General features: G+C 59.3%; 18 protein-coding genes and 4 pseudogenes. All 22 read right to left on the bottom strand.

Annotated elements, in window-relative coordinates; genetic code table 11:
* Positions 1-84: 84 nt before the first annotated feature.
* The 22 genes and pseudogenes from LJU32_12175 to LJU32_12070 all read right to left on the bottom strand — a co-directional run bounded on the left by LJU32_12175 (position 85) and on the right by LJU32_12070 (position 24,133).
* Positions 85-1,011 (bottom strand): ketoacyl-ACP synthase III, encoded by a 927-nt coding sequence (locus LJU32_12175; GenBank protein WKV90789.1) that lies wholly within the window; start codon positions 1,009-1,011, stop codon positions 85-87.
* Positions 1,012-1,236: 225 nt separating this feature from the next.
* Positions 1,237-2,289 carry a pseudaminic acid synthase gene (gene pseI, locus LJU32_12170; protein ID WKV90788.1) on the bottom strand — a complete coding sequence of 351 codons (1,053 nt, stop codon included), beginning with the start codon at positions 2,287-2,289 and terminating at the stop codon, positions 1,237-1,239.
* Positions 2,282-3,787: a UDP-2,4-diacetamido-2,4,6-trideoxy-beta-L-altropyranose hydrolase gene (pseG, locus tag LJU32_12165; protein WKV90787.1), complete on the bottom strand. Its 1,506-nt coding sequence runs from the start codon at positions 3,785-3,787 to the stop codon at positions 2,282-2,284. The genes pseI and pseG overlap by 8 nt, the downstream gene beginning before the upstream one ends.
* A pseudogene (gene pseF, locus LJU32_12160) lies at positions 3,784-4,477 on the bottom strand (pseudaminic acid cytidylyltransferase). Before pseF ends, pseG begins: the two are co-directional and overlap by 4 nt.
* Positions 4,474-5,094 carry a pseudaminic acid biosynthesis-associated methylase gene (locus LJU32_12155; GenBank protein WKV90786.1) on the bottom strand — a complete coding sequence of 207 codons (621 nt, stop codon included), beginning with the start codon at positions 5,092-5,094 and terminating at the stop codon, positions 4,474-4,476. The pseudogene pseF and the gene LJU32_12155 overlap by 4 nt, the downstream one beginning before the upstream one ends.
* Positions 5,095-5,122: 28 nt before the next feature.
* Entirely contained in the window at positions 5,123-6,283 is a 1,161-nt protein-coding gene (pseC, locus tag LJU32_12150) for a UDP-4-amino-4,6-dideoxy-N-acetyl-beta-L-altrosamine transaminase (protein WKV90785.1), read from the bottom strand.
* Entirely contained in the window at positions 6,280-7,281 is a 1,002-nt protein-coding gene (pseB, locus tag LJU32_12145; protein ID WKV90784.1) for a UDP-N-acetylglucosamine 4,6-dehydratase (inverting), read from the bottom strand. The genes pseC and pseB overlap by 4 nt, the downstream gene beginning before the upstream one ends.
* Positions 7,282-7,304: 23 nt before the next feature.
* Positions 7,305-10,226, bottom strand: a pseudogene (locus tag LJU32_12140) (TIGR00180 family glycosyltransferase).
* Positions 10,227-10,275: 49 nt separating this feature from the next.
* Positions 10,276-11,004 carry a cephalosporin hydroxylase family protein gene (locus LJU32_12135; GenBank protein WKV90783.1) on the bottom strand — a complete coding sequence of 243 codons (729 nt, stop codon included), beginning with the start codon at positions 11,002-11,004 and terminating at the stop codon, positions 10,276-10,278.
* A 29-nt stretch (positions 11,005-11,033) separates the two neighbouring features.
* Positions 11,034-11,699: a transferase gene (locus tag LJU32_12130; protein ID WKV90782.1), complete on the bottom strand. Its 666-nt coding sequence runs from the start codon at positions 11,697-11,699 to the stop codon at positions 11,034-11,036.
* Positions 11,696-12,811 carry a DegT/DnrJ/EryC1/StrS family aminotransferase gene (locus LJU32_12125; protein WKV90781.1) on the bottom strand — a complete coding sequence of 372 codons (1,116 nt, stop codon included), beginning with the start codon at positions 12,809-12,811 and terminating at the stop codon, positions 11,696-11,698. Before LJU32_12125 ends, LJU32_12130 begins: the two co-directional genes overlap by 4 nt.
* On the bottom strand, positions 12,808-14,034 hold the full coding sequence (locus LJU32_12120) for a class I SAM-dependent methyltransferase (GenBank protein ID WKV90780.1): 1,227 nt from the start codon (positions 14,032-14,034) through the stop codon (positions 12,808-12,810). Before LJU32_12120 ends, LJU32_12125 begins: the two co-directional genes overlap by 4 nt.
* Positions 14,031-14,591 (bottom strand): dTDP-4-dehydrorhamnose 3,5-epimerase, encoded by a 561-nt coding sequence (gene rfbC, locus LJU32_12115; protein WKV90779.1) that lies wholly within the window; start codon positions 14,589-14,591, stop codon positions 14,031-14,033. Before rfbC ends, LJU32_12120 begins: the two co-directional genes overlap by 4 nt.
* Positions 14,588-15,670 carry a CDP-glucose 4,6-dehydratase gene (gene rfbG / locus LJU32_12110; GenBank protein ID WKV90778.1) on the bottom strand — a complete coding sequence of 361 codons (1,083 nt, stop codon included), beginning with the start codon at positions 15,668-15,670 and terminating at the stop codon, positions 14,588-14,590. The genes rfbC and rfbG overlap by 4 nt, the downstream gene beginning before the upstream one ends.
* Positions 15,652-16,424 (bottom strand): annotated as a pseudogene (gene rfbF, locus LJU32_12105) (glucose-1-phosphate cytidylyltransferase). Before rfbF ends, rfbG begins: the two are co-directional and overlap by 19 nt.
* A 249-nt stretch (positions 16,425-16,673) precedes the next feature.
* Entirely contained in the window at positions 16,674-18,056 is a 1,383-nt protein-coding gene (locus LJU32_12100; GenBank protein ID WKV90777.1) for a hypothetical protein, read from the bottom strand.
* Positions 18,057-18,097: 41 nt separating this feature from the next.
* Positions 18,098-18,682 carry a hypothetical protein gene (locus tag LJU32_12095; protein WKV90776.1) on the bottom strand — a complete coding sequence of 195 codons (585 nt, stop codon included), beginning with the start codon at positions 18,680-18,682 and terminating at the stop codon, positions 18,098-18,100.
* 35 nt (positions 18,683-18,717) lie between these two features.
* Positions 18,718-19,302: a hypothetical protein gene (locus tag LJU32_12090; protein WKV90775.1), complete on the bottom strand. Its 585-nt coding sequence runs from the start codon at positions 19,300-19,302 to the stop codon at positions 18,718-18,720.
* Positions 19,303-19,337: 35 nt separating this feature from the next.
* The gene (locus tag LJU32_12085) at positions 19,338-19,922 is read right to left on the bottom strand and encodes a hypothetical protein (GenBank protein WKV90774.1); all 585 of its coding nucleotides are present in this window, start codon (positions 19,920-19,922) and stop codon (positions 19,338-19,340) included.
* A gap of 35 nt (positions 19,923-19,957) precedes the next feature.
* Positions 19,958-20,176 carry a hypothetical protein gene (locus LJU32_12080; GenBank protein ID WKV91231.1) on the bottom strand — a complete coding sequence of 73 codons (219 nt, stop codon included), beginning with the start codon at positions 20,174-20,176 and terminating at the stop codon, positions 19,958-19,960.
* Positions 20,100-20,318, bottom strand: coding sequence for a hypothetical protein (locus LJU32_12075; protein WKV90773.1), 219 nt, complete (start codon positions 20,316-20,318; stop codon positions 20,100-20,102). The genes LJU32_12080 and LJU32_12075 overlap by 77 nt, the downstream gene beginning before the upstream one ends.
* 223 nt (positions 20,319-20,541) lie before the next feature.
* Positions 20,542-24,133, bottom strand: a pseudogene (locus LJU32_12070) (glycosyltransferase).
* Between the last annotated feature and the right edge of the window lie 112 nt (positions 24,134-24,245).

Below are 24,245 nucleotides of genomic sequence, written 5' to 3'. Positions count from 1 at the left end.
GCGCCTCGCGCTCCTTCTCGGGCAAAAATAGCGTTCAAGGTTAACCTTGAACGCTATTTTTGTATCAGTGGTTTTTGCAGCAGCTTACGGACGATAGATGATCGCCGAGCCCCACGACAGACCGACGCCAAAACCGCTCAGGGCAATGCGCTGCCAGTCGGAGTCGAGCACGTGTTTTTCGAGCAGCAACGGAATGCTCGACGACACGGTGTTGCCGGTCTCGACCATGTCCTTGATGAACTTCTCCGGCTCGCCTTCGAAGCGTCGCGCCACGGCATCGACAATCGCCGCGCTGCCCTGGTGAATGCAGAATGCGTCGATGTCATCGGCCTTGAGATTGGAATCGTCGAGCAACTCGTGCAAGTGTGCCGGCACTTTCAGCAATGCGAAGTTGAACACCTGACGACCGTTCATGAAGAACACGCCGTTGCTCACTTTCAAGTGCGGTGCGCCGGAACCGTCGGTGCCGAACTTGGCCTTGCCCAGTGCCCAGGTCGGGTGTTCGCCCATCCACGTTGCCGTGGCGGCATCGCCAAACAGCATGGTGGTGTTGCGGTCTTCCGGGTCAACGATTTTCGAGTACGGGTCAGCAGTGATCAGCAGGCCGTTCTTCAGGCCGGCGGCTTCCATGAAGCCTTTGATCGCGTAGATGCCGTAGACGTAACCGGAGCAGCCCAGGGAAATGTCGAACGCCGCGACGTTGGTCGGCAGGCCGAGTTTGTCCTGAACGATGGCAGCGGTGTGCGGCAGACCTTCTTCGTCACCATTCTGGGTGACGACAATCAGCGCATCGATCGATTCACGCTTCAGTTCAGGGTTGCTGGCAAACAGCGCATTGGCCGCTTCCACGCACAGGTCGGAGGTTTCCTGCTCAGCGTCTTTGCGCGGCAGGAACGCCGAACCGATCTTGCCAAGGATGAATTCTTCATCCTTCTCGAATTTTGCACCTTGTGCGTAATTGTCCACGCCGGCTACAGGAACGTAGCTCGCAATGCTTTTTATGCCAATCATTACGGCTTCCCAATAAAAAACAGCCCAAAACCACCGCTCGCAAGGATTCGAGGGGCGCCGACAAACAGCAAATGGCCGCCACAACGGGCAGCCACGGGGAGCGCAAAGGGCTATCACTGGAACCGCAAACGGGCCAGGCGCCATCTCCCCGATCAATACAATACAGTGAAGATGCGCGTTATGACTCGCAGGTCACGCTATTTAGCCGAATCGGTGCAGATCGGCTTATTCGAGCAACGACCAGTCCAGCGGCGTGCCACGCTTGATCGGTGCGCGGGCGCGGCGGCCGAGGACGGCGTCGGTGTGCTTGGGCGGCAGACCGAGACCCGGGCGAATCGCGCGCAGATTGTCGCGACTGAAGGTCTCACCGGCGACCATGTCGGCGGTGACATACAGCGAGCGCCGATACACCAGCGACTTGCGCTCGGCTTCGGTGACGCCGTAATGCACCTGGCCCATGGCCTGCCAGGCGCGCTCGGTTTCTACCACCAGACTGGCCATTTCTGTAGGTTCCAGGGAAAAACTGGCGTCGACGCCACCGGCTGAACGGTCAAGGGTGAAATGTTTTTCAACCACTGTCGCCCCGAGCGCCACCGCCGCAACGGAAACGCCAACGCCCATCGAATGATCGGACAACCCCACTTCACAACCGAACAATTCCCGCAAATGCGGGATCGTGCGTACGTTGCTGTTGAGCGGGGTCGCCGGATAGGTGCTGGTGCACTTGAGCAGCACCAGATCCTTGCAGCCAGCCTCGCGTGCGGCCCGCACGCTTTCATCCAGTTCGGCGATGCTGGCCATGCCGGTGGAAATGATCAACGGCTTACCGGTAGCCGCCACACGACGAATCAGCGGCAGGTCGGTGTTTTCGAAACTGGCGATCTTGTAGGCCGGTACATCGAGGCTTTCGAGAAAATCCACCGCGCTGTCATCAAACGGCGTCGAGAACGCGAGCATTCCCAATTCTTTGGCCCGAGCAAAAATCGGCGCGTGCCATTCCCACGGCGTATGGGCTTTTTCGTACAGCTCATACAGTGAGGTGCCAGCCCACAGACTACCCGGATCCTTGATGAAGAATTCGCCTTCAGACAGATCCAGGGTCATGGTCTCGGCAGTATAGGTTTGCAGCTTCAAGGCATGCGCCCCGGCTCTGGCAGCAGCCTCGACGATTTGCAGGGCGACCTCCAGCGACTGGTTATGGTTGCCGCTCATCTCGGCAATGATGAACGGCGGCGCATCGGCACCGATCGAGCGGTGGCCAATCTTGAAGCTAGTCATGCGAAGGTTCCTTCAGAACACGAGTGAACGCGCAGGCCTCCTGGCTGAAGCCTGCGTCACGAAACAGATTCAACGACGGGATGTTGCCCGGCAAAACCCGAGCGCTGATAGCTTGCAGTTGCGCCCAGTGCATCGTGACGAACGCTTCGCCCCGCGCCAGCAGCGCCCTGCCCCAGCCCAGGCCGATGCGCCCCTCAAGCAGATACAGTGAAACCTCCGCGTCGAACCCGCGCAGGTCATAACGCACCACACCAACGGCACCGTCGTCGGCCTCGGCAATCAACAACAGCCGCTGCGGGTTGCGCAGACTCGCCGTCAGCCAGTCCAGATGCTGCGGCCAGTCGATCACGCTGGAGTCCAGCGACCCGCGCCGCACCGCTTCGGCATTGCGCCCGTCGAACAGCAACTGCGCGTCGTCGAGCGTTGCCGGGCGCAGCTTCAGCACCGCCCCGGCCAATGCTGCCGCAACGCGCTCGGCGCCACGGCCATCGACCAGTTGCCGCGAGCGTTCGGCCAGGCTTTGGCGCAAATAGAAATTGTTGGCGACGAACCCCACCGCATCGCGCAATTGCTCAATGCTGACTTGCTCACGGGCGCCGAGAAACACATGCGCGCCCGCAGCGGCCATGACTTCACCGTTGGCCTGCTGGTTGTTCGACACCGCGATGCAGATTGTCGGCAGGCCCAGCGCCGCACGCTCCCAACTGGTACCGCCGCCCGCGCCGATGAACAGATCGGCCTCGGTCATGCGCTGATAAAAATCGCTGACAAAACTGTGCAAGCGCCAGTTCGGCCGCGTCTCGGCCAACGCCTGCATTTGTGCCCACGCCGGGTTGTCGGCGCCGGCAACGAAGTCCACTTGCAGCTCGTTGAAATCGGCCAGGGCGAGCATCGCGTGATGGGTCTGCATCGCCGCATCGAAGCCGCCGAAGTTGACCAATACCCGGCGCGCCGTCGGTTTGATCTCGATTGCCGCGCAAGCGAATTCCTCGCGCAACATCGCATAGCGCGGGCCGAGCAAGGTGCGGCATCCCGCCGGCAGCAGCGGCGCATAGTTTTCGCTGAGGCCGGACAGATTCTGATTGAGCAGCAGATCGACGCTGTAACGCCGGGTGGCCAGATCGTCCACCGCCGCGATGCGATGCGCCCAGCGCCGCGCCGCAGTTTGCCAGTGATGGTCGAGGCCGTAATGGTCGACGATGATCCAGTCGAACTCCGCCTGCCCGTCGAGCAGCAAGCCCAGTGCATCAATGTCGAACTGCCACGGCAGCATCGATTCGATGGCCTGCAACGGGTCCTCATCGCGATAGCGCTCGGGCAGCGCGAAGGTTTCGAAGCCTTCGGCATTCAAGGCATCCAGTCGATGCCCCGGCAAGCGCCGGCAGGCAAACGCGACATGGCTGCCCTGCTGTTTCATTACCCGCGCCAAAGTCAGGCAACGGGCGATGTGACCGCTGCCAATGGTCGGCGAGGCGTCAGCGCGAATCAGCACTCTCATGAAAGCTCTCCGCCGGCCTTGAGCGCCGCGTACAGGTATTCGGCGCGTTTGAAGTCCTCGGGCGTGTCGATGTCCTGGACCAGATAGCGCGGCAGAATCACCGGCAGGCTGGCCGGCGAGTACAGCACGTCACCGCGCAGCCACGCCGCGCTGCGCCCCAATAGAACTGACCGGCATCCTGATACGCCTCGGGCAGATCCTGCGAGCGGGTATTGCGAAACTCGGGATACAACGCCGTCAAGGCCCCTTTCCGTCCACGGTCAGCGCACGCTGCACCGGAAACGCGAAATCACAAACCGAGAACGCAAATGATCGATCAGGATGCTGCTCCAGCAGCTCGAAACCCTGACGCAGATAGCGTGCCTGCAACAGCGGCGCAGTGGCGTAAATGCAGCAGGCAAAATCGAAGGTCGGCAACTGCTCCAGCGCATGCGCGATGACCGCCGCCGTGCCGGTGAAATCATCGGCCAGATCGGCCGGGCGCATGAACGGTACCTGCGCACCGTGCGCCCTCGCGACCTCGGCAATCTCGACATCGTCGGTGCTGACCACAACCTGCTCGAACAAACCTGAATCCAGCGCCGTGCGGATCGAGCGGGCAATCATCGGCACGCCATCGAACGGCAAGAGATTCTTGCGCGGGATACGCTTGCTGCCGCCACGGGCAGGGATGATTGCGACGTTGCTCAAGGGCGTTTTTCCAACAGGAACCAAGTGATGTCGTCCGCCGGAAACTGCGGATCGCGGTGATAGACGAAGCCATAGTCGACCAGTTGCAGGTCAGCATAGCGGTCGAGCATTTCCCCGGCGAAATCACGCTTGAACAGCTTGCCGCTGTTGCCGCGGTAGGCAATTTCCACCGGCGCCGGATTGTAATACTCGGCGATCAGGATGTAGCGCTGGCTCAGCTCGTACAACTGCGCATAGGCGCGCGGCAACAGCTCAGGGGCCAGATGGATCAGCACGCCTTTGCTCAGGGTCAGATCGTAGCGGCGCTCGCCAGGAAAATCGAACAACGAGCCGTGCCAGATCTGCGCAATGTCCAGCGCCTGCGCCTGTGCATAGGCGCTTTCGTTGATCTCGACCCCGAACAGTTCGCAGCGCGGCAATAACTGACGCAGTGCCTGCAAATTGTTGCCGGCGTTGGTGCCCAGCTCCAGCAGACTGTCGACACGCCCCGCGCGGCTCAGCGCTTTGGCGAAAAAGCCGAGATTGCCCGCCACCAGCGCCTGGCCGACGTTGCGCTCAACGTACTGGTTGCCGAACTCACCCTGCCAGAACCTTTCCTGCTCGCTCAGATCGCGCATTGCACAGTCTCGTCCACCGCCGCAGCGGTCATCCTTCGGTCAGTCGCCGCAGTTGCTCGACTACATGATCCTGCTGCTCATCAGTCAGCAAGGGATACAGCGGCAAGCTGATGGCTTGAGCGTAATAGCGTTCAGCCTCGGGAAAATCACCCTCGGCAAAACCAAGGTCCTGATAGTAAGGCTGCAAGTGCACGGGAATGTAGTGCAGATTCACGCCGATACCGGCGACGCGCAAACCTTCGAAGACCTGACGATGACTGAGGCTGATGCGCTCGGTCTGCAAGCGAATCACATACAAGTGCCAGGCAGACTCCGCCTCTTCCTGCGGGCTCGGCAACGTCACCGGCAAATACGCCAGCAAGCGATGATAGCGCGCCGCCAATTCGCGGCGCCGGGCGATGAATCCGTCCAGTTTGTCCAACTGTGACAGGCCCAGCGCCGCTTGCAGATCGGTGACCCGATAATTGAAGCCCAGTTCGATCTGCTGGTAGTACCACGGCCCGTGACTGGGCTCGGTCATCTGCTGCGCATCACGGGTCATGCCGTGGCTGCGCAAGCGTTGCAAACGCTCGACCAGGTGCGGGTGATTGGTCAGGACCATGCCGCCCTCGGCGCTGGTGATGATTTTCACTGGATGGAAACTGAACACGGTCATCGCGGCAAATTCGCCGCAACCGACCGGGCGCCCGGCATAGCTGGCGCCGACGGCGTGAGAGGCATCCTCGATCACGGTGAAGTTGTAGCGCTCGGCCAGTTCGGCGATGCGCCGCATGTCACAGCTCTGTCCCGAGAACGCCACCGCGACCAGCACTTTCGGCAACGTGCCGTCGCGCTCGGCCTGTTCCAGCTTCGCGGCCAGAACCACCGCATCGAGGTTCCAGGTCAGCGGATCGATGTCGACAAAATCGACCTCGGCGCCGCAATAGCGCCCGCAGTTGGCCGAGGCGAGAAAGGTGTTCGGCGTGGTCCACAAACGATCGCCCGGCCCCAGCCCCGCCGCCAGACAAGCGATGTGCAGCGCCGCGGTGGCGTTGCACACCGCTACCGCGAAATCGGCCTGGCAACGGGCGGCCATCGCCTGCTCGAAGCGTTCGATGGTTGGCCCCTGGGTCAGCCAGTCTGATTGCAGCACCGCGACCACCGCATCGATGTCCGCCTGATCGAGGCTTTGCCGACCGTAGGGGATCATGCCGAGAGTTTCGCGTGCAGATCAGCGATCTGCCCGACCGAAAGGAACTGCGGATTGGTATCGGAGCGGTACTCGAAATCTTCGCTCACCGCGCGCCCGCGCTCGCCGAGTTTGTCGACGGCAAAATCGACATCGACGCTGGTGAAGCGAATCGACGGCTGAATCGTGTAGTGATCTTCAAATTCCAGAGTCATGCGCGCATCGTCCAGCGGCACCATCAGCTCGTGGAGTTTTTCGCCCGGACGGATGCCGACGCTTTTGTGCGGTAGATGCTCGGCCATGCCGCGCGCCAGATCGACAACGCGGATCGACGGAATCTTCGGCACGAACACTTCGCCGCCGTGCATCCGCGCGAAGCTGTCGAGAACGAATTGCACACCGTGATCAAGGGTGATCCAGAACCGGGTCATGCGCTCGTCGGTGATCGGCAGCTCCTGCGCGCCATCGGCGATCAGTTTACTGAAGAACGGCACCACCGAGCCGCGCGAACCGGCGACATTGCCGTAACGCACCACGGCAAAGCGGGTTTGCTGCTCGCCGGCAATGTTGTTGGCGGCGACGAACAGTTTGTCCGAAAGCAACTTGGTCGCGCCGTACAGATTGATCGGGCTGGCCGCTTTGTCGGTGGACAACGCCACGACTTTCTTCACGCCATTGTCGATGGCAGCGGCGATGATGTTTTCCGCGCCATTGACGTTGGTGCGAATGCATTCGGTCGGGTTGTATTCCGCCGCCGGCACTTGCTTGAGCGCAGCAGCATGCACCACGTAGTCGATACCGCGCATGGCCTGCCGCAAGCGATCGGCGTCACGCACGTCACCGATGAAATAGCGCATGCACGGCGCGTTGAACGTCTGCTGCATTTCGTACTGTTTCAGCTCGTCGCGGGAGAACACCACCACGCGCTTGGGCTGGTATTGCTCCAGCAAGCGACGGATGAAGTTGCGCCCGAACGAGCCGGTGCCGCCGGAGATGAAGATCGATTTACCGTTGAACATGTTCTGATTCCTGTCCGGCGAGCTTAAGCGAGCAACTGTGCCCAGTTGATCGGGGCACTTTCGCCCAGGGTGAAACCTTTGCCGGTCAGGGCCAGGTTGGCGTTGTAGGCCGGATCCTGCGCGAATGCCTCGGGCCATTTTTCACGCAACGCTTGCAGCGCTTCGGCGGCTGTTGGCTGTTCGCCGGTATGCAACACCTGCACGGATGGCGTCCACACGGTGAGGTAACCCGCCTGACCGGCCTTGAGGCACAGGTCGACGTCGCTGTAGCCTGCGGCGAAAGTTTCTTCGTCCAGCCCGCCGAGCGAGTTGAACAAATCCTTGCGCACCATCAGGCATACCTTCGACACGGCCGAGTAATTCTGCTCGACCAACAGGCGCTGCATATAGCCGTTAGCCTTGTGTTTTTCGCCGACGAAGGGCGAGCCCACACCCCGTTCAGACCAAGGATCAAACCGGCGTGCGAGACCATTCCGTCGCGGTCGACCAGCTTGGCACCGACGATACCGACTTCCGGACGCAGCGCATGATTGAGCAACGACTCGATCCAGTTAGGATTGACCACTTCACTGTCAGCGGCCAGCAGCACCAGCAACTCGCCCGCAGCCTGGCGACTGGCCGCATTACACAATGCGGCCGCACTCAGTGCATGTTCGGTACGCAGCACGCGCACCTTGCTGTGGTTCAAGCTGCCCAGCCAGTCGCTGACCGCAGCTGACACGTCACTACTTGCCGCGATCAACAGTTCGTAGCGGGTGTAACGGGTCCTGAGCAGCACCCCTTCCACGCAGCGTTGCAACGCCGGTAAATCATTGCCGGCCGGCAGGATAATCGACACCAACGGCTGTTCGGTGTGACGATAATCGATCTGGTAAGTGCCGGGCTGCGCGGAGGTGATTTTCGCCTTGTAGCCACGATTGCCCAAGTGGCGCAACAGGGCCTGACGCTCATCGAGGTTTTCTTCCAGCACCGGAGCGCGAGCGATCAGCAGCGGCTCATCCAGGTGCGCCAGACCGTCAAGGCCATTTTGTTCGACAAGACGCAGTAACAGATCGAATTCCAGCGCCTTGTTGAAGTCGGCCTGGTAACCATTGGCCGCGATCAACACGTCGCGACGAATCAGCCAATGTCGAGCCATCAGTGCCGGCACGCTTTGCAGTAAATCAAGATTGATGCCCGGACGGAACACATCGACCAGCGCACCGCTGGCCGTGCGCTGAATCTCGTCCGTGGCCACAGCTCGTACCTGGTTGGCAGAGAGCAATTCCAGGCCTGCGCGCAGCAAACCACCCGGCGTGAACTCATCGCCTGCTTCGGCCAGCAATACCCAGTCGCACGACGATTGACTGACGCTTTGATTCAACTTGTCGACAAAATTGCTTTTGGTGACCCGGACAAAGTGTAGCGTGTTCTGTGCAGTGGTCGCTGCCGGGGCTCACCCGTGGTCAGCACCACGACTTTGAACGCCTTGCTGTGACCTTCGAGCAAGCTGTCCAGCGTGACCTGCAATTTATCGATGTCGTTATCCAGGTCGAGCAGGAAAATACCAAACTGTGGCCCCCGCGGTTCTCGGCCAGGTGCTCGGCAATGGCCCGGGCCTGTTCGGCGTCGGGCTGACGCACCGCCAACCAGTCAACCAGCCGGCCCGTCAGCATCCTGGCGAACGCCTGATCGTTGCCTTGCCGCGACACTTCTTCCAGACGAGCGAGCCAGTCACGCAATTTCTCCGCGTCGTCTTCCTCGCCGACCAATTGCAGCTGCGCAATCAAGCGCGCAATGACCTGGCGATTGAACACATTACTGTCATGTGCCTGCCACAAGCGATCCAGCACACTTTCAGGCGTGTCGTTGTTGCGTGCCTCCATCAGATTGCGCTGACGCGCCCAGATGCCTTCCAGATTCTGCAGCTGAGTACGCCCCGCCGGCATCGCATGCATGAGAAATTCGAACCACTGCAGTTGATCGAAGAACGGCTGATTGTAGAACGGCATCTCGACATACTGTTTCGGGCCAAAACGGCGCTGTGGGCCGGTTTCGATATCAGTCCAGGCGGACTCGATGATCAACTCGGCGGTCAATGACCGGCGATTGCGCAAGCTGTCAGCCAGTGCTTCGAAACTTTCCAGCACGAACTGCCTGGCTTGTTGCGGATCCTGGTGCTTGATTTGCGTAGGCAATCCGGAGAGAAACCCGGCGAACGCCTCTCGATCGGCGACGTTTTTCGCATCCGTATATGCCAGGGAGTGGTAAATCTCGGTGTTGTGATCGGAGTGCTCGTAGTTGAGCTCACGCACCACATACGGGATCGGCAAAATCCGCGCCTTGCCGACCGCGAGCAGGTACCAGGTATGGCCGATTTCCTGCCACTGGAAGGAGGTTTCGTGAGGCAGCAGGCGATACCACTCTTGCAAATTGGCAGTGCGCTGAACTGCGTAAAACGGTGGTAGATACTGATACAGATAATCGAGTACACGGTCCTGCGCCGTCTCCGACGCATAGTCTTCACAGACTTTTTTATCCCGGCGGTAGTAGCTCACGCTGTTGGCCAGTGACAGGTACATCATGCTGTAGCCATGACAGAAGCTGTAGTCAGGATTGGCGTGCATGAACGCGACGGCTTCATGCAGCGCATCGTGTACATGAAAGTCATCGTCCGCGGCAAATACCATCAGTGGCGTCGTCACCTGGTCAACGCCATAAGCCAGCTTCGCTCGAATGCCCCAGTAGCCGTACTGTGGCAAGTGTTCGTAGTCGACATTCGGATAAACGTCGGCGATACCCGGCAGCGCTTCGGCCGAGGAGTCCAGCACAAGAATCCTGCAAGGCAAGCTGCTGTAGAACCTCACCGCGCGCCGCAAAAACGCCGGGCGTTCGTGGGTCATCAACACGACAGTCAACTGTTCGTTGAGTGCCAATCCATGTTCAGAGGTGTTGTTGCCTTGCATAAAAATCCTCAACTGGCGAGTCGCCAAAAACTCAACGATGTCTTGTCGGTTAACGTACGCGACGCAAGTAGCCGTCCGGTGCGACGGTAATCAATAACTTGCCGTGAACGGCCTGATCGATTTTAAAATCACGGTTTTCTTCCAGGTAGGCCCAAACCGCGGTTTTCGGATTGTCACCCTTGCCCCATGGACGATCAGGGAAGGCATCCACCGGCATGTCTTCGACCACGGTGTCCATGACCACGCAGTAGCTACCGACCGATGCCATCGGTGCGTAGGCACGCAGCTCTTGCAGCACGTGTTCGTGGGTGTGGTTGGAATCGAGCACCACCAGCACTTTCTTGCCTTCGACACGTTGACGCACCTGCTCGACGATGGCCGGGTCAATACTCGAACCCTGGATCATCTGGATGCGCTTGCTCATCGGATGGGTCTCGATCGCCTCACGGTTGTGCTGACGGATGTCGATGTCGACGCCGAGCACGTGCCCTTTGCCGATCAGTTCCAGCATCGAGGCGTAAAACACCAGCGAGCCGCCGTGGGCGATACCGGTTTCCACGATGATGTCGGGCTGCACCGCCCAGATGATCTCCTGCATGGCGATCATGTCCTGCGGGAACTGGATGATCGGCCGGCCCATCCAGCTGAAGTTGTAGGTGTACTTGTGCCTGGCGGTGTCGTTGATCCAGGCCTGCGAGGTTGCTTGCAGCGCCTTGTCCTGCTGCAGGCCGTCGATGTTGTCTTTTACTTCTTCACGAAACTGCTCATGAGGATTCATTGCACACTCCAGATTTTTTGAGCGGCGGATTATTTGAAAACCCGGCCATCTTGAAAGGAATCAGGGTTGGTCTTGATGATTTTGCCCGGGTTGCCAACCACGACCGCGTAGTCCGGAACGTCTTTGGTCACCACCGCGCCGGCACCAATCGTTGCCCAGCGGCCGATGCGAATGCGCGGCAGGATGCTCGCGTTCGTGCCTATGAAGGTGCCGTCGCCGATTTCGCAGCAACCGGACACGCTCACACCGTGGGCAATGAACACCGAGTTGCCGACATGGCTTTCGTGGGCGATCAGCGCCCCCATATGGATGCTGCTGTTGTCGCCGATGCTGACTTCAGCCTGCAGTTGCACACCTTCCTGCAAGTAGTTGCCGACCCCCATGCGCGTCATCGTCAGATCGATCGAAGGATGAATGAAATTACCCAACCGGCCGCCGGCCTCAACGATGCTGCAGGTGGTCAGATAGCGCGTGGCGGTGCTGCCGGTGATCAGGTTGATGAAGCGCACGTCATCACCTTTCAATTGCGCAACACAGTCAATCCCGCCCACTACCGGCAGGCCGTAAAACAACGTGCCCTGCTTGGCAGGATCGTTGTCGAGAAAGAAAAACTCCTGATTCGGTAGCGTGCGCTGTACCGCCTGAATCATGCGCAGGGTTTCGGGATTGGCTGCGCCGAGTAGATAGATTTTCACGATTTTTCCTCAAGAACATTGCGCACCACGTCAATCACCCGACGCTGGTCGGCGTCTGTCATGTCGTGGTAGCTCGGCAAGTTGATCGCGCGGCCCGGCAGCGAAAAAGCCACCGGGGTTTTCACCGACACATCGCAGAACATCGGCAATTGCGACAGCGGCCAAAAGAACACCCGTGCATCGATATTGGCGGCCTGGAACGCCGAGATCAGCGTCTCGCGGGTAATGCCGGTAGACTCATCAAAAACTACCGTTGGCATCCAGTAACCGTTTTGCGAGTGGGCCGGTTGCGGGTTCATCGACACACCCGGCAGCGACTTGAGCGATTGCGCGTAGTTGTTGAAGATCGCGCGTTTGCGCTGGATCAACTCATCTACCCGCTCAAGCTGGGCGCAACCGATGGCGGCTTGCAAGTTGCTCATCTTGTATTTGTAACCGACGAAATCCGGCCAGAATTGCCGCGTGCTACCCGCCACCCGACCGTGATTGGACAGGGTCAGTACGCGCTCGTACAAGGCTTTGTCGGAGCAGACGAAAATCCCGCCCTCGCCGGTGGTCATGGTCTTGGTGCCATGAAAGGAAAAGGCACCGAAAGCGCCCAGCGATCCGGCCGGAGCACCGCGCCATTGCGAGCCGATGGCTTCGGCGGCGTCTTCGATGACTGGCAGGTTGAACTCCCGGCCAATCTGCAGCAACGCGTCCATGTCACAAAGGTTGCCGTAAATATGCACCGCCAGAATCGCTTTGGTGCGCGAGGTGATCGCCCGACGTACCTGTTCTGGATCGAGGCACCAACTGTCCGGCAACACATCGACGAACACAGGGGTTGCGCCCAGATAAGTGATCGGCGCTGCCGAGGCGATCCAGTTGGTATTGGCGAGAATGACTTCATCGCCGACGCCGACATTCAGCGCCGCCATACCCATGTGCAGGGCACCGGTGCAACTGGACGTAGCAATTGCGTACGGTACGCCCATATGTTCGGCAAAGGACTTCTCGAAACGGGTGATGTATTCGTAGCAGCGCTCGCCCCAGCCGTTCTGCACGGCGTCGAGCACATACTTGGCCTCGAGCTCGCCCACACTTGGTTTCGTATAGTGAATTCGGCTCATCGAATGATCAACTCAGGAATGGCAATGACAAAACGACCGTCCCAGGCACGGATGCCAACAAACGCAGTCATGATCTCGTCCAGCAAATTCCAGGGCAGCACCAATACGTAATCCGGCTTCTCGATATCGATCTGCGTCGGCGCCACGATCGGAATTCGGCTGCCGGGCAAAAACTTGCCCTGCTTGTGCGGGTTGGCATCCGCGACCCAGGCGAGCAGGTCCGGCTTGACCCCGGCGTAGTTGAGCAAGGTATTGCCCTTGGCCGCCGCGCCGTAACCGACCACCCGTTTGCCATCGGCCTTGGCCTGTAACAGAAAGCGCAGCAGTTCATGTTTGGTGCGTTCAGCGGCGGGCGCGAGCGTCGCGTAGTACTCAGCGGTTTTCACCCCGGCATCGAGTTCGGCTTGCAATTGTTGCTGAACGGCCGGTTGTACCGCCCGGCGTTCGCCATCCTTGCGCTGCACGAACACCCGCAGCGAGCCGCCGTGGGTGCTCAACTGGCTGACGTCGAAAACTTCCAGGCCATTGCGCTCGCACAACGTCTGCACGGCGGTCAGCGACAGGTAGGAATAGTGTTCGTGATAGAGCGTGTCGAACTGTGCACCGGCCATCAGCGTCAGCAGTTGCGGAAATTCGAACGTGGCGACGCCGCTCGGCTTGAGCAGCGTGGCGAAACCGCCGAGGAAGTCGTTGATGTCCGGCACATGGGCGAGCACATTGTTGGCCGCCATCAGGTCGGCACCCCAGCCTTCGCTTTGCAGCTGCGCGGCGGTGTCACGACCGAAGAACAGTTCACGAATCTCCAGGCCCTTCTCGCGTGCCGCCTGCGCGGTGCTGCGGGTTGGCTCGACGCCCAGGCAGGCAATGCCGCGCGCGGCGACGTATTGCAACAAATAGCCGTCGTTGGCGGCGACTTCGACTACGCGGCTGTCAGCGTTGAGGCCGAAGCGCTCGACCATCTCGGCGACATAGCGTTCGGCGTGGGCCAGCCAGGTGCTGGAGAACGAACTGAAATAGGCGTACTCGGCGTCGAACAGGCTGTCGGCGCGGGTGTAATCCTCGGTCTGTACCAGCCAGCATTGCTGACACACGGCGACCTTCAGCGGCACCCATTGCTCGGCCTGTTCCAGGCGATCGGCATGTACATAGGCGTTGGACGGTGGCGAGGTGCCGAGGTCGATCAGCGGCAGGCTCAGCGGTGCAGCGCACCCACGGCAGTTCATAGACGCACTCCAGCAAAGTGTTGATCGAGCGCGGGATGGCTGGAATCTCGCGCTGACAAATTATTGACAGGCAGCGGCCAGGCGATCGCCAGCCGCGGATCATTCACCGACAGCCCGCCTTCATGCTCCGGCGCGTAATCGGCGCTGTGCAGATAAAGCAGTTCGGCGTCTTCGCTGAGGGTCTGGAAACCGTGGGCGAACCCCGCCGGTATCAACAGACTGCGGCCATCGCCCGCCTTCAAGTGCTCGGCGTGCCAGTGCAAAAAGGTTTCCGAGTCAGGTCGCAGATCCACCGCCACGTCCCAGACTTCACCGCGCAGGCAAGTGATCAGTTTGGCTTCCGGGGCGTTGGCATTCTGATAATGCAGCCCACGTACACTGCCCTTCTCGCGAGTACAGGAATGGTTGATCTGGCGGATATGAAATTCGCTGCCGAACGCGCTCAGACTGCCCTCGCAGAACAACCGGGCGAAATGTCCGCGCTGGTCTTCAAAACGTTTGTGCTGGACGCTGAACAGCCCGGCCAGTGGCAACGCCTTCAGAAAGAACTCGCTCACAGCGCGCCTCGGTACAGGTTCAGTTGCCCCAGGGTGACGGCGCGCATGTCATCGCCGTTCTGCCACGCCAGATGCCAGTCCAGGGTCTGGGCCAGGCATTGCTGCAAGGTCCAGCGCGCTTGCCAACCCAGCAATTGCCGCGCACGGCTGCTGTCCAGGCGCAGCAGGCCGGCTTCATGCAATTCACTTTTTTCGATACGCAAACCGGGCGCCTGCGGCCAGCGGCTGGCGAGCAATTCGACGACCTCGCCGACGCTGCACATGTCCGCTTCACCGGGGCCGAAATTCCACGCGCCGGCGTATTCCGGGCCTTGCTCATAAAGGCCAGCGGCCAATTGCAGGTAACCCGCCAGCGGCTCCAGCGCGTGCTGCCACGGGCGCACGGCTTGCGGGTAGCGCAGGGTCACCGGCTCGTCCGCACTCCAGGCTTTGAGCACGTCGGGAATCAGTCGCTCCGGGGCAAAATCACCGCCGCCCAGCACGTTGCCGGCACGCGCGGTGGCCAGGGCCAGACCGTGTTCGGCGTGCTTGTCCGCCGGGAAGAACGACGCGGCATAAGACTGCGCAAGCAATTCGCAGCAGGCCTTGCTGCTGCTGTACGGGTCGTGGCCACCGAGGGCTTCGTCTTCGCGGTACGGCCACAGCCATTCCTTGTTGGCGTAGACCTTGTCGGTGGTGACCAGCACGCAGGCGCGCACGCCGCCAACCTGACGAATCGCTTCGAGCAGGTTCAGCGTGCCCATGACATTGCTGGAATAAGTGCCGAGTGGATCGCGATAGCCTTCACGCACCAATGGCTGCGCGGCAAGATGCAGGACGATTTCCGGCTCGGTGTCGGCGATGATTTCCAGCAAGGCGCCGAGGTCGCGCAGGTCACCGCGCTGATCGTTGATGCCCTCGCTGACCCGCGCCAGTTCGAACAGGCTTGGTTCGGTCGACGGGTCCAGCGAAAAACCGCTGACTTGTGCGCCAAGGCTTTGCAGCCACAGGGTCAGCCAGCTGCCTTTGAAACCGGTGTGTCCGGTGACGAGAACGCGCTTGCCGCGCCAGAAATCCGCACTCAGGCCCATTGCTTCCATGGGGCCTCCCCGCTCTGCCACAGCGCTTCGAGATGATTCTTGTCACGCAGGGTGTCCATGGGCTGCCAGAAGCCCTCGTGCTGGTACGCCATCAACTCGCCGCGCTCAGCAAGACCATCCAGCGGACCGGACTCCCACGAGGTCTCATCACCCTCGATCAGTGGCAGAACCTTGGGCGAAAGAACAAAAAACCGCCGTTGATCCAGCCACCGTCACCGCGGGGTTTTTCAGTGAACCCGAGCACCTGGTCGCCCTCGCGATTCAGCGCACCATAGCGCCCCGGCGGCTGCACGGCAGTCACCGTGGCCATTTTGCCGTGGGTCAGGTGAAAGTCGACCAGTGCGCTGATATTCAGATCGGAAACGCCATCACCGTAGGTAAAACAGAACGCTTTTTCATCTTCCAGATAACGTCCGGCGCGGCGTAGCCGGCCACCGGTCATGGTTTCTTCACCGGTATCGATCAATGTTACGCGCCATGGCTCACTGTAGTTCTGGTGAACGTCCATGCGGTTTTCGCGCATGTCGAACGTGACGTCAGAGGTGTGCAGGAAGTAGTTGGCGAAGAAGTCTTTGATCGCATAGCCCTTGTAGCCCAGGCAAATGACGAAGTCATGGATCCCGTGAGCGGAATACTGCTTCATGATGTGCCAGAGAATTGGCTTGCCGCCGATCTCGATCATCGGCTTGGGCTTGAGGTGCGACTCTTCACTGATGCGTGTGCCGAGGCCACCCGCCAAAATTACTGCCTTCATCGTCTCCCCTCTTGTTCTTCACCGGGCTGCGCATGGCTTTGTTGAGCGTTGCGGGCCTTCTGGCTAAACCTTCTGCCACTTCAGGCGCAGGCGAAATGACCGCAAGCGCTCGTTTTATGGCGATTTGAGGGGGACTTGCAGGAAACGCGCCAGCTCGATGGCTCGCGTGTTGGCTGGACTTCTGAGAAAAAAGGAATGAATTCTTTTATGAATTCATCCCTTTTTTATCAAGTCAGACGAGTCTCGAGATCAGCCAAACATACTGAACCCGTCATTGATTGGGAGCACGTCACCGTTAGCCGCCTGGAAGTGTTCGATGGTGTTCTGGCCTGCGAACCAGTCCTGCAGCCTGACCCCTTGATCTGTCCTCCCCGATTCATTAAGGATCAAGTCATCGCCCACTCTCGCCATCTGCAGTGTCATGGCAGATTGGACGTTGTTCAGAATCAGCTTGTCGTTGGTGCTCACTCCGTCATCACGAATCGTCACTAGCAGGCGAGTATTGACGTAGTACAAGTCATCACCCTCACCGCCGTTGGCAAAACCACTGGCGAGCATTGGCCCGACTGTACCTAAGGCGCCGAAGCTCATAGCATCATTGCCCGAACCACCGAGCAAGACAAACCCCGCTCCCGTACCGAGCAGGTCGTCATTGCCCTCACCACCAACGGCGGTGCCGCTTGCTACAAAAATCGTGTCATGTCCTGCTTCACCAAAGGCAATGGTGCCACGGTCATCCGGAGCGGTGATAATCCTGTCGTTGCCGTTGCCGCCGTACAGCATGTCAGCCTGCGGCCCGCCGGCTGCAACATCGACCGTGAACGGCCCCAGTTGAGTATAGATACTGCCGTAAATGACATCGTTGCCATCACCGCCATCAATCACGTCGTTGCCAAGTCCGCCTTCAAGCCCATTGGCCAAGCCGTCGCCTGTCAGTGTGTCATTGAAGTTGGTACCGATAATACTCTCGACATTGATCAGAACATCTCCTTGCGCATCGCCGCCCTGATGAACACCAGTTTGCAAGTTTATGTTCACCGCCGCATTGCTATTGAGATACCAGACGGTATCAATTGCCTCGCGACCATCAATAACGTCGGCCCCACTGCCGCCGACGAAGTTGTCGTTGAGCGCAGTACCAGACAAGGTGTCAGCAAAATTGCTGCCCTGAAAGATTTCGACCCCTACGAAGGTGTCGCCGGCAGCATCACCGGCGTTGACGTTGGTTTTCAAGTCGATAGTGACACCGCTCTCGGACGACTCGTAGCTAACTACATCGAGGCCGGTACCTCCATCCAGCGCCAGAGCGGTAGCACCACCGACAAACACGTCGTTGAAATTCGAACCACGCATCGCCTCAATTCCATTATAGGTATCACCCAACGCGATCCCGGTACTGATCCCAGTTTTCAGGTTGATGCGAACGCCCAGTGTGCTATCGGCGTACGAAACCGTGTCCATGCCGCCGCCACCGATGAATTGATCGGCACCGCCACCACCATAGAATAGGTCGTTGCCATTGCCGCCAGTGATGATGTTATCGATAGCATTGCCGATGCCGGTAAACGAACCGGTGCCGGTGTAGGTCAGACGTTCGACGTTGGCAGCCAAAACATGGTCTTTCCAGGTCACGCGCACTTCGTCGTTGCCGCCGCCGGCCTGCTCAATGACTGTTACACCACTACCGTTGATGTAATAGATATCGTCGCCAGCGCCGCCATCGTAGGTAGCAAAAGAGAGGCTTCGGTGGTGAAGGTATCGTTGAACGCCGTGCCGATGACTTTTTCGATACCGGTCAGGGTCACGCCTTGTGAATCACCGCCAACGCCCGCCAGACCGGTGCCTGGACGGATGTCAACATTCACGCCGGCAGCAGACGACGAGTAGTCGACCGTGTCGATGCCTTCCCCGCCGTCCACTCCTGAGACCCGGCTGTCGACCACAAAAGTGTCGTTATATTTGGAGCCGGCGATCACTTCAATGCCGTTGAACGTGTCCCCTGCACCGATCCCCGAGATGACCCCGGTTTTCAGGTTTATGTTCATCGCGACTGTGCTGTCGAGATACGACGCAGTGTCGCGGCCGGCTCCGCCGATGAACTGGTCAGCACCGCCGCCGCCATAGAACATGTCATTGCCATTGCCGCCGGTGATGATGTTGTCGCTGGCATTGCCCCAGCCGGTAAATGAACCAGTGCCGGTGTAGGTCAAATTTTCGATGTTGGCAGCCAGCTTGTGGTCTTTCCAGGTTACGCGCACTTCGTCGTTGCCGCCGCCGGCCTGCTCAATGACTGTTACACCACTACCGTTGATGTAATAGATATCGTCGCCAGCGCCGCCATCGTAGGTAGCAAAAGAGAGGCTTCGGTGGTGAAGGTATCGTTGAACGCCGTGCCGATGACTTTTTCGATACCGGTCAGGGTCACGCCTTGTGAATCACCGCCAACGCCCGCCAGACCGGTGCCTGGACGGATGTCAACATTCACGCCGGCAGCAGACGACGAGTAGTCGACCGTGTCGATGCCTTCCCCGCCGTCCACTCCTGAGACCCGGCTGTCGACCACAAAAGTGTCGTTATATTTGGAGCCGGCGATCACTTCAATGCCGTTGAACGTGTCCCCTGCACCGATCCCCGAGATGACCCCGGTTTTCAGGTTTATGTTCATCGCGACTGTGCTGTCGAGATACGACGCGGTGTCGCGGCCGGCTCCGCCGATGAACTGGTCAGCACCGCCGCCGCCATAGAACATGTCATTGCCATTGCCGCCGGTGATGATGTTGTCGCTGGCATTGCCCCAGCCGGTAAATGAACCAGTGCCGGTGTAGGTCAAATTTTCGATGTTGGCAGCCAGCTTGTGGTCTTTCCAGGTTACGCGCACTTCGTCGTTGCCGCCGCCGGCCTGCTCAATGACTGTTACACCACTACCGTTGATGTAATAGATATCGTCGCCAGCGCCGCCATCGTAGGTAGCAAAAGAGAAGCTTCGGTGGTGAAGGTATCGTTGAATGCCGTGCCGATGACTTTTTCGATACCGGTCAGGGTCACGCCTTGTGAATCGCCACCAACTCCCGCCAGACCGGTGCCCGGACGGATATCAACATTCACGCCGGCAGCAGACGACGAGTAGTCGACCGTGTCGATGCCTTCTCCGCCGTCCACTCCCGAGATCCGGCTGTCGACCACGAAAGTGTCGTTATATTTGGAGCCGGCGATTACTTCAATGCCGTCGAACGTGTCCCCTGCACCGATCCCCGAGATGACCCCGGTTTTCAGGTTTATATTCATCGCGACCGTGCTGTCGAGATACGACGAGGTGTCGCGGCCAGCGCCGCCGATGAACTGGTCAGCACCGCCGCCGCCATAGAATAGGTCGTTCCCACTGCCGCCGGTGATGATGTTGTCGCTGGCATTGCCCCAGCCGGTAAATGGACCGGTGCCGGTGTAGGTCAAGTTTTCGATGTTGGCTGCCAGCTTGTGGTCTTTCCAGGTTACGCGCACTTCGTCGTTGCCGCCGCCGGCCTGCTCAATGACTGTTACACCGCCACCGTTGACGTAATAGATATCGTCGCCAGCGCCGCCATCGTAGGTAGCAAAAGAGAAGCTTCGGTGGTGAAGGTATCGTTGAATGCTGTGCCGATGACTTTTTCAATGCCGGTAAGCGTATCGCCCTGCGCATCACCGCCAACCCCTGCCAAACCAGTACCCGGTCGAATATCGACGTTGACACCCGATGTAGAAGCAGAGTAATCCACCGTATCGACACCCTCCCCCGTTCAGCTTGTCCGCTCCCGCACTTCCGACCAGGATGTCATTGCCGCCCAAGCCATTGATCTCATCATCACCACTCGTACCCACCAGCGTATCCGCGCCGTTTGTTCCGTTTATGACCGCCATTGTTTCTTCCTTGCCTTGTTGTGAATCGGTACAGGTTCGCGTGGTGATCACAGGTCATCGCAGCGAACGTTGAAAACAGACAATCAGGTAATATCGACAGCAAATGATTACAGCTTTAGCCGTGGCCAAAAACTCGTTCGAGAGGAGCGCACAGAACAAGCTACAAAAAAACAGGCGGCTTTTGTCAAAGGCGCCTGTTCAAATGGTCACGACTGCATTCAAATCAATCGGCCAACCAGCCATATTCCCAATACCGCAGATTATCGCCACGCAGCACGTAATCACGCAGCACCACCTCACGCAACTCGTCGCCCAGGCGGTAGCTGGCATCAGGGTCGGCCAGATGCATGCGGATCGCCTGCAGCCACTCATCGGTACTGTTGGTCTTGATCCGCGTACACGGCAGATATCCGCGATAGGCCTCGGTATCCGTACAGATAACCGGGTAGCCACAGGCACCGTACTCCAGCAGCCGCAGGTTACTTTTGCAGTCGTTGAAAATATGGAACTCCAGCGGCGCGAGGGCCAGATCCAGGTTGAGGCTGGCCAGCTTCGCGGGATATACGTCCAGTCCGATTACACCGTGAAATTCGTGCATGTACGGGCGCAGATCATCCGGGCACATGCCAAAAACACCCAGTCGACTTCATCGGCCAATTCACGGACTACGTCGGCGATCACGGCCAAGTCGCCGTGGTGGCTGGTGCCCCCCCAGCCGACCCGCGGCTTTTTCGAAGTACGGCGCTGGCTGTGCAAGTCGCACCACATGTGCCGGGACAGCATGTTCGGCACAACCCGGATATCGTTGTGCATGCTCGACAACGCGTTGCCCAGCGGTGCAGTAGACACAACAACCCGGTCACACATGGCGATCGCCCGACGAACCAGCCTCTCCATTTCGTCCTTGTTCGGCATATTGCGGATGTGCGCGTTGCGGTGAGGCACATCGATGACATAGTCATCGAGTTCATAGATCCGCCGCGCACTCGAGTACTTTTGCAGGCCGGGGATCTCATTGATCGGCGCTTCGGCGTAGCGCCCCTGCAAAATGATCACGTCAGGGGACTGACGCTCCACCTCGATGATGCTCGGCAAATTATAGTGAATACGTCCCAGCGCCCGCCCTGCTGCTTCCAGTTCGATCAAAGGCTGGGTCACGCGGTAGTGCCCGATCGCCGAGGCATTGACCGGCAAGGCGAGGATTCTCGGTAACTGTGGCTGGGAAAACGGACTCCAACCGGTGCGCAGACCAGGGTCGAGGCTGAAGCTCGAACCGCCCAAACCGTTCAGCGACAGGTTGGCGTTGTAGGCCGGATCGCGGGCGATGATTGGCAGCCAGCGCTTGTAGAACACCTCCCGCTCAGCGTCATGCAAAGCCTCTTCACCTTCTTTGGAGGTCATACCGGGTTGCGCGCCCAATGCCAGTTGCGCATAGGGCGTCCAGACCACCAGATAGCCTTGCTGGCCAATGCGCAGGCACAAGTCGACTTCATTGAGCGATAGCCCCAGATCCTGCTCATCCAGACCACCGACGTCATCGAACACGGATTTGCGTACGAGCAGGCAATCACTGCCCACGGCACTCAGATCATGGGTAGCCAGCAATCGGTACATGTACCCGGTCGCCTGCAGGGACTCGCCATAAAAGGCACCCCCACCGGACCATGCAGACCGAGAATCAGACCAGCGTGCACCACCCGACCGTCGGGATTGAACAACTTGGCTCCCACCACGCCGACCTCAGGACGCTGCGCGTGCTGGAGCATTTCCGCCAACCAGTCACCTTGGGTAATCACCGCATAAGGGTTGAGCAACAGCACATATTCGCCGCGGGCATGGCTGATGGCGCCGTTTCTGACAGCGGCCATGTTGTCCTGCTTCGGGTAATCGAGCACACGAATACGATCACTGCCCAACTGCGCCATGCCGTCAAACCAGATCTGTGCCTCGATCGTCTCGCTTGCGTTATTGACCAACAGCAGTTCGTACTCGGCAGCGGTGGTGTTTTGCAGTAGCGTTTCGACACAGCGCTGCACGGCCGCCGTCTGATCCTTGCTGACGATCACGATCGACACCAGCGGCTGGTGCACATGCTGATAATCGATCCGGTTGAGAATGGCTGAGGCACCCTGGCGAATCTCGTGGGCAATGCCCAGGCGCGCCAGATGGGCACTGGTCAATTGCGCATTGCGTTCGGCCATCTGCGGTTCCGACAGCCATTTGGCCAGGTCGAATGGGGACTCGAGCAATACCTCCGCGATGTGCCCGATCGCCTGACTGCCGCCTTCCTCGACCATGCGCCACAACACATCGTGCGGGGCCAGCTCACCAAATCCGGAATCGAAACCGCCAAGTGCGAGGAAGCGCTTGCGCTCGAATGCGAGCGCTCTGCCGACGTAAGGATAACTGCGCATCAAGTCCAGATTGAAGTCCGGTTTGAACACTGGCTCGGTTGACTCACCGCTACTCAACCCGCCCTCGTCACTGTAAAGGCAGGTCAACGTCTGCGAGAGGGCAATGCGCTCGGCCATCACCAGCAACGCCGGCACCACCAGTCGATCACCGGCGCGCAAGAGATAGAACCAGTCGGCACCATCGAGTTGCGACAACACGTCGTTGATCTGCTGTTGCCAGTCGTCTTGCAGCGGCATGCGCACAACGCGTTCGTCAACGTGCGGCTCGGTGCAAGAGGCGCAAAACACCAGCGTCAGTTGCGGCGGATACTCCTGCTCCGCCAGTGACTGCAACGTCAGATCCAGCGCCGAGCGACTACCCTGCTCGTCGATGATCACCGGAACGATTGCGGGCTTGTGCGGCCAAGCTGCCAGGGTATCCGGCAACAACGCACGCTGCCCGTCTGTCAGTTTTCGACAGGCCAGCCACTGCGCATACAACTCGGCAAAGCTGATACTGGAAATGCCGACATGCCAATCCTGAGTGGTCTGCTTGGTCCCCAGCGTTCGGCTGAGCGGCAACTCCTCCCACACACGCGGCGATTCGGCAGCCCTGCTCATCGGCACATAACGCACCCAGCCAGAGGCCGGCGCTGATTCACCGCCACGGGCCTTGAGCATTTGCGTCAACCATTGCCGCTCGACCTGTGCAGCATCGCGCATCGCTTGCTGACCGCTCAATCGCTCGGGGTATAAACGCTCGACACTCAGTACATGGTTGGATACCACGACATTGCCACGCCGCAGCAAGCAGACATACAGAGCAAAATCGAGGGTGGCAACGAAACAATGTCCAGGCTGAGTCAACGCCGGCAGCCATTCCAGCACATCGGCCCGGCGAAACAGCGCATTGCTGAATCCGCCGAGAATATTGACCGGAAAGTTTTCAAAAATTGCCAACAGGTCTTCACCTTTGAATAACCCGCTGACGGGTGCCAAAGGCGTGTTTTCCAGGCGCGATGGCAGTGCCAGGTCGTCTGCGTCCCAGAACAGTCGCTGCGCCAATACCAGATTGACGTCCGGCAGATCGATGTACGCCTGGACCTGATGCTCGATACAGATGGAAAACAACTGATCGTCATCACAAAGAAACTTGATGAACTCTCCCCGAGCCTGCTCCAGACACGCTTGCAGATTGCCCACCAGCCCAAGCGTTTGAGGATTGCGCACATAGCGCACCACCGCTCCTGTGCGCTCGGTCAAAGAGCAAACGATCGCTTCGATCTCAACGCCACGACTGTCGTCGCAAACAACGATTTCGAGATTGCCATAACTCTGGCTCAAAGCGCTGCTCAACGCCCTTTCGAAAAAGCGCGCATTGAGTGCTGGAATAACTAGACTGACGAGGGGAAGTGACTTCACAGAGGGCTCGCAGGCGGCGCGAGCCCGCTCAGAAAAGCGAGCCCTTGAAACCGCAAAAACATTAACTGTTAATTGAACAGGAACAGCCGGGCGCGTGTGCGCCCGCTCCACC

Origin of the sequence: Pseudomonas sp. B21_DOA (assembly GCA_030544685.1) — a bacterium.
GTDB lineage: Bacteria > Pseudomonadota > Gammaproteobacteria > Pseudomonadales > Pseudomonadaceae > Aquipseudomonas > Aquipseudomonas fluorescens_AO.
The sequence above is the reverse complement of the archived record's forward strand: the minus strand, read 5'-3'. Positions and strand labels throughout refer to the sequence as shown.

Coding starts and splice junctions, on each gene's coding strand:
- LJU32_12175 (WKV90789.1), bottom strand. CDS start 1,011: ATGATTGGCATAAAAAGCATTGCGAGCTACGTTCCTGTAGCCGGCGTG.
- pseI (WKV90788.1), bottom strand. CDS start 2,289: ATGACTAGCTTCAAGATTGGCCACCGCTCGATCGGTGCCGATGCGCCG.
- pseG (WKV90787.1), bottom strand. CDS start 3,787: ATGAGAGTGCTGATTCGCGCTGACGCCTCGCCGACCATTGGCAGCGGT.
- LJU32_12155 (WKV90786.1), bottom strand. CDS start 5,094: ATGCGCGATCTGAGCGAGCAGGAAAGGTTCTGGCAGGGTGAGTTCGGC.
- pseC (WKV90785.1), bottom strand. CDS start 6,283: ATGATCCCCTACGGTCGGCAAAGCCTCGATCAGGCGGACATCGATGCG.
- pseB (WKV90784.1), bottom strand. CDS start 7,281: ATGTTCAACGGTAAATCGATCTTCATCTCCGGCGGCACCGGCTCGTTC.
- LJU32_12135 (WKV90783.1), bottom strand. CDS start 11,004: ATGAATCCTCATGAGCAGTTTCGTGAAGAAGTAAAAGACAACATCGAC.
- LJU32_12125 (WKV90781.1), bottom strand. CDS start 12,811: ATGAGCCGAATTCACTATACGAAACCAAGTGTGGGCGAGCTCGAGGCC.
- LJU32_12120 (WKV90780.1), bottom strand. CDS start 14,034: ATGAACTGCCGTGGGTGCGCTGCACCGCTGAGCCTGCCGCTGATCGAC.
- rfbG (WKV90778.1), bottom strand. CDS start 15,670: ATGGAAGCAATGGGCCTGAGTGCGGATTTCTGGCGCGGCAAGCGCGTT.
- LJU32_12075 (WKV90773.1), bottom strand. CDS start 20,318: ATGGCGGTCATAAACGGAACAAACGGCGCGGATACGCTGGTGGGTACG.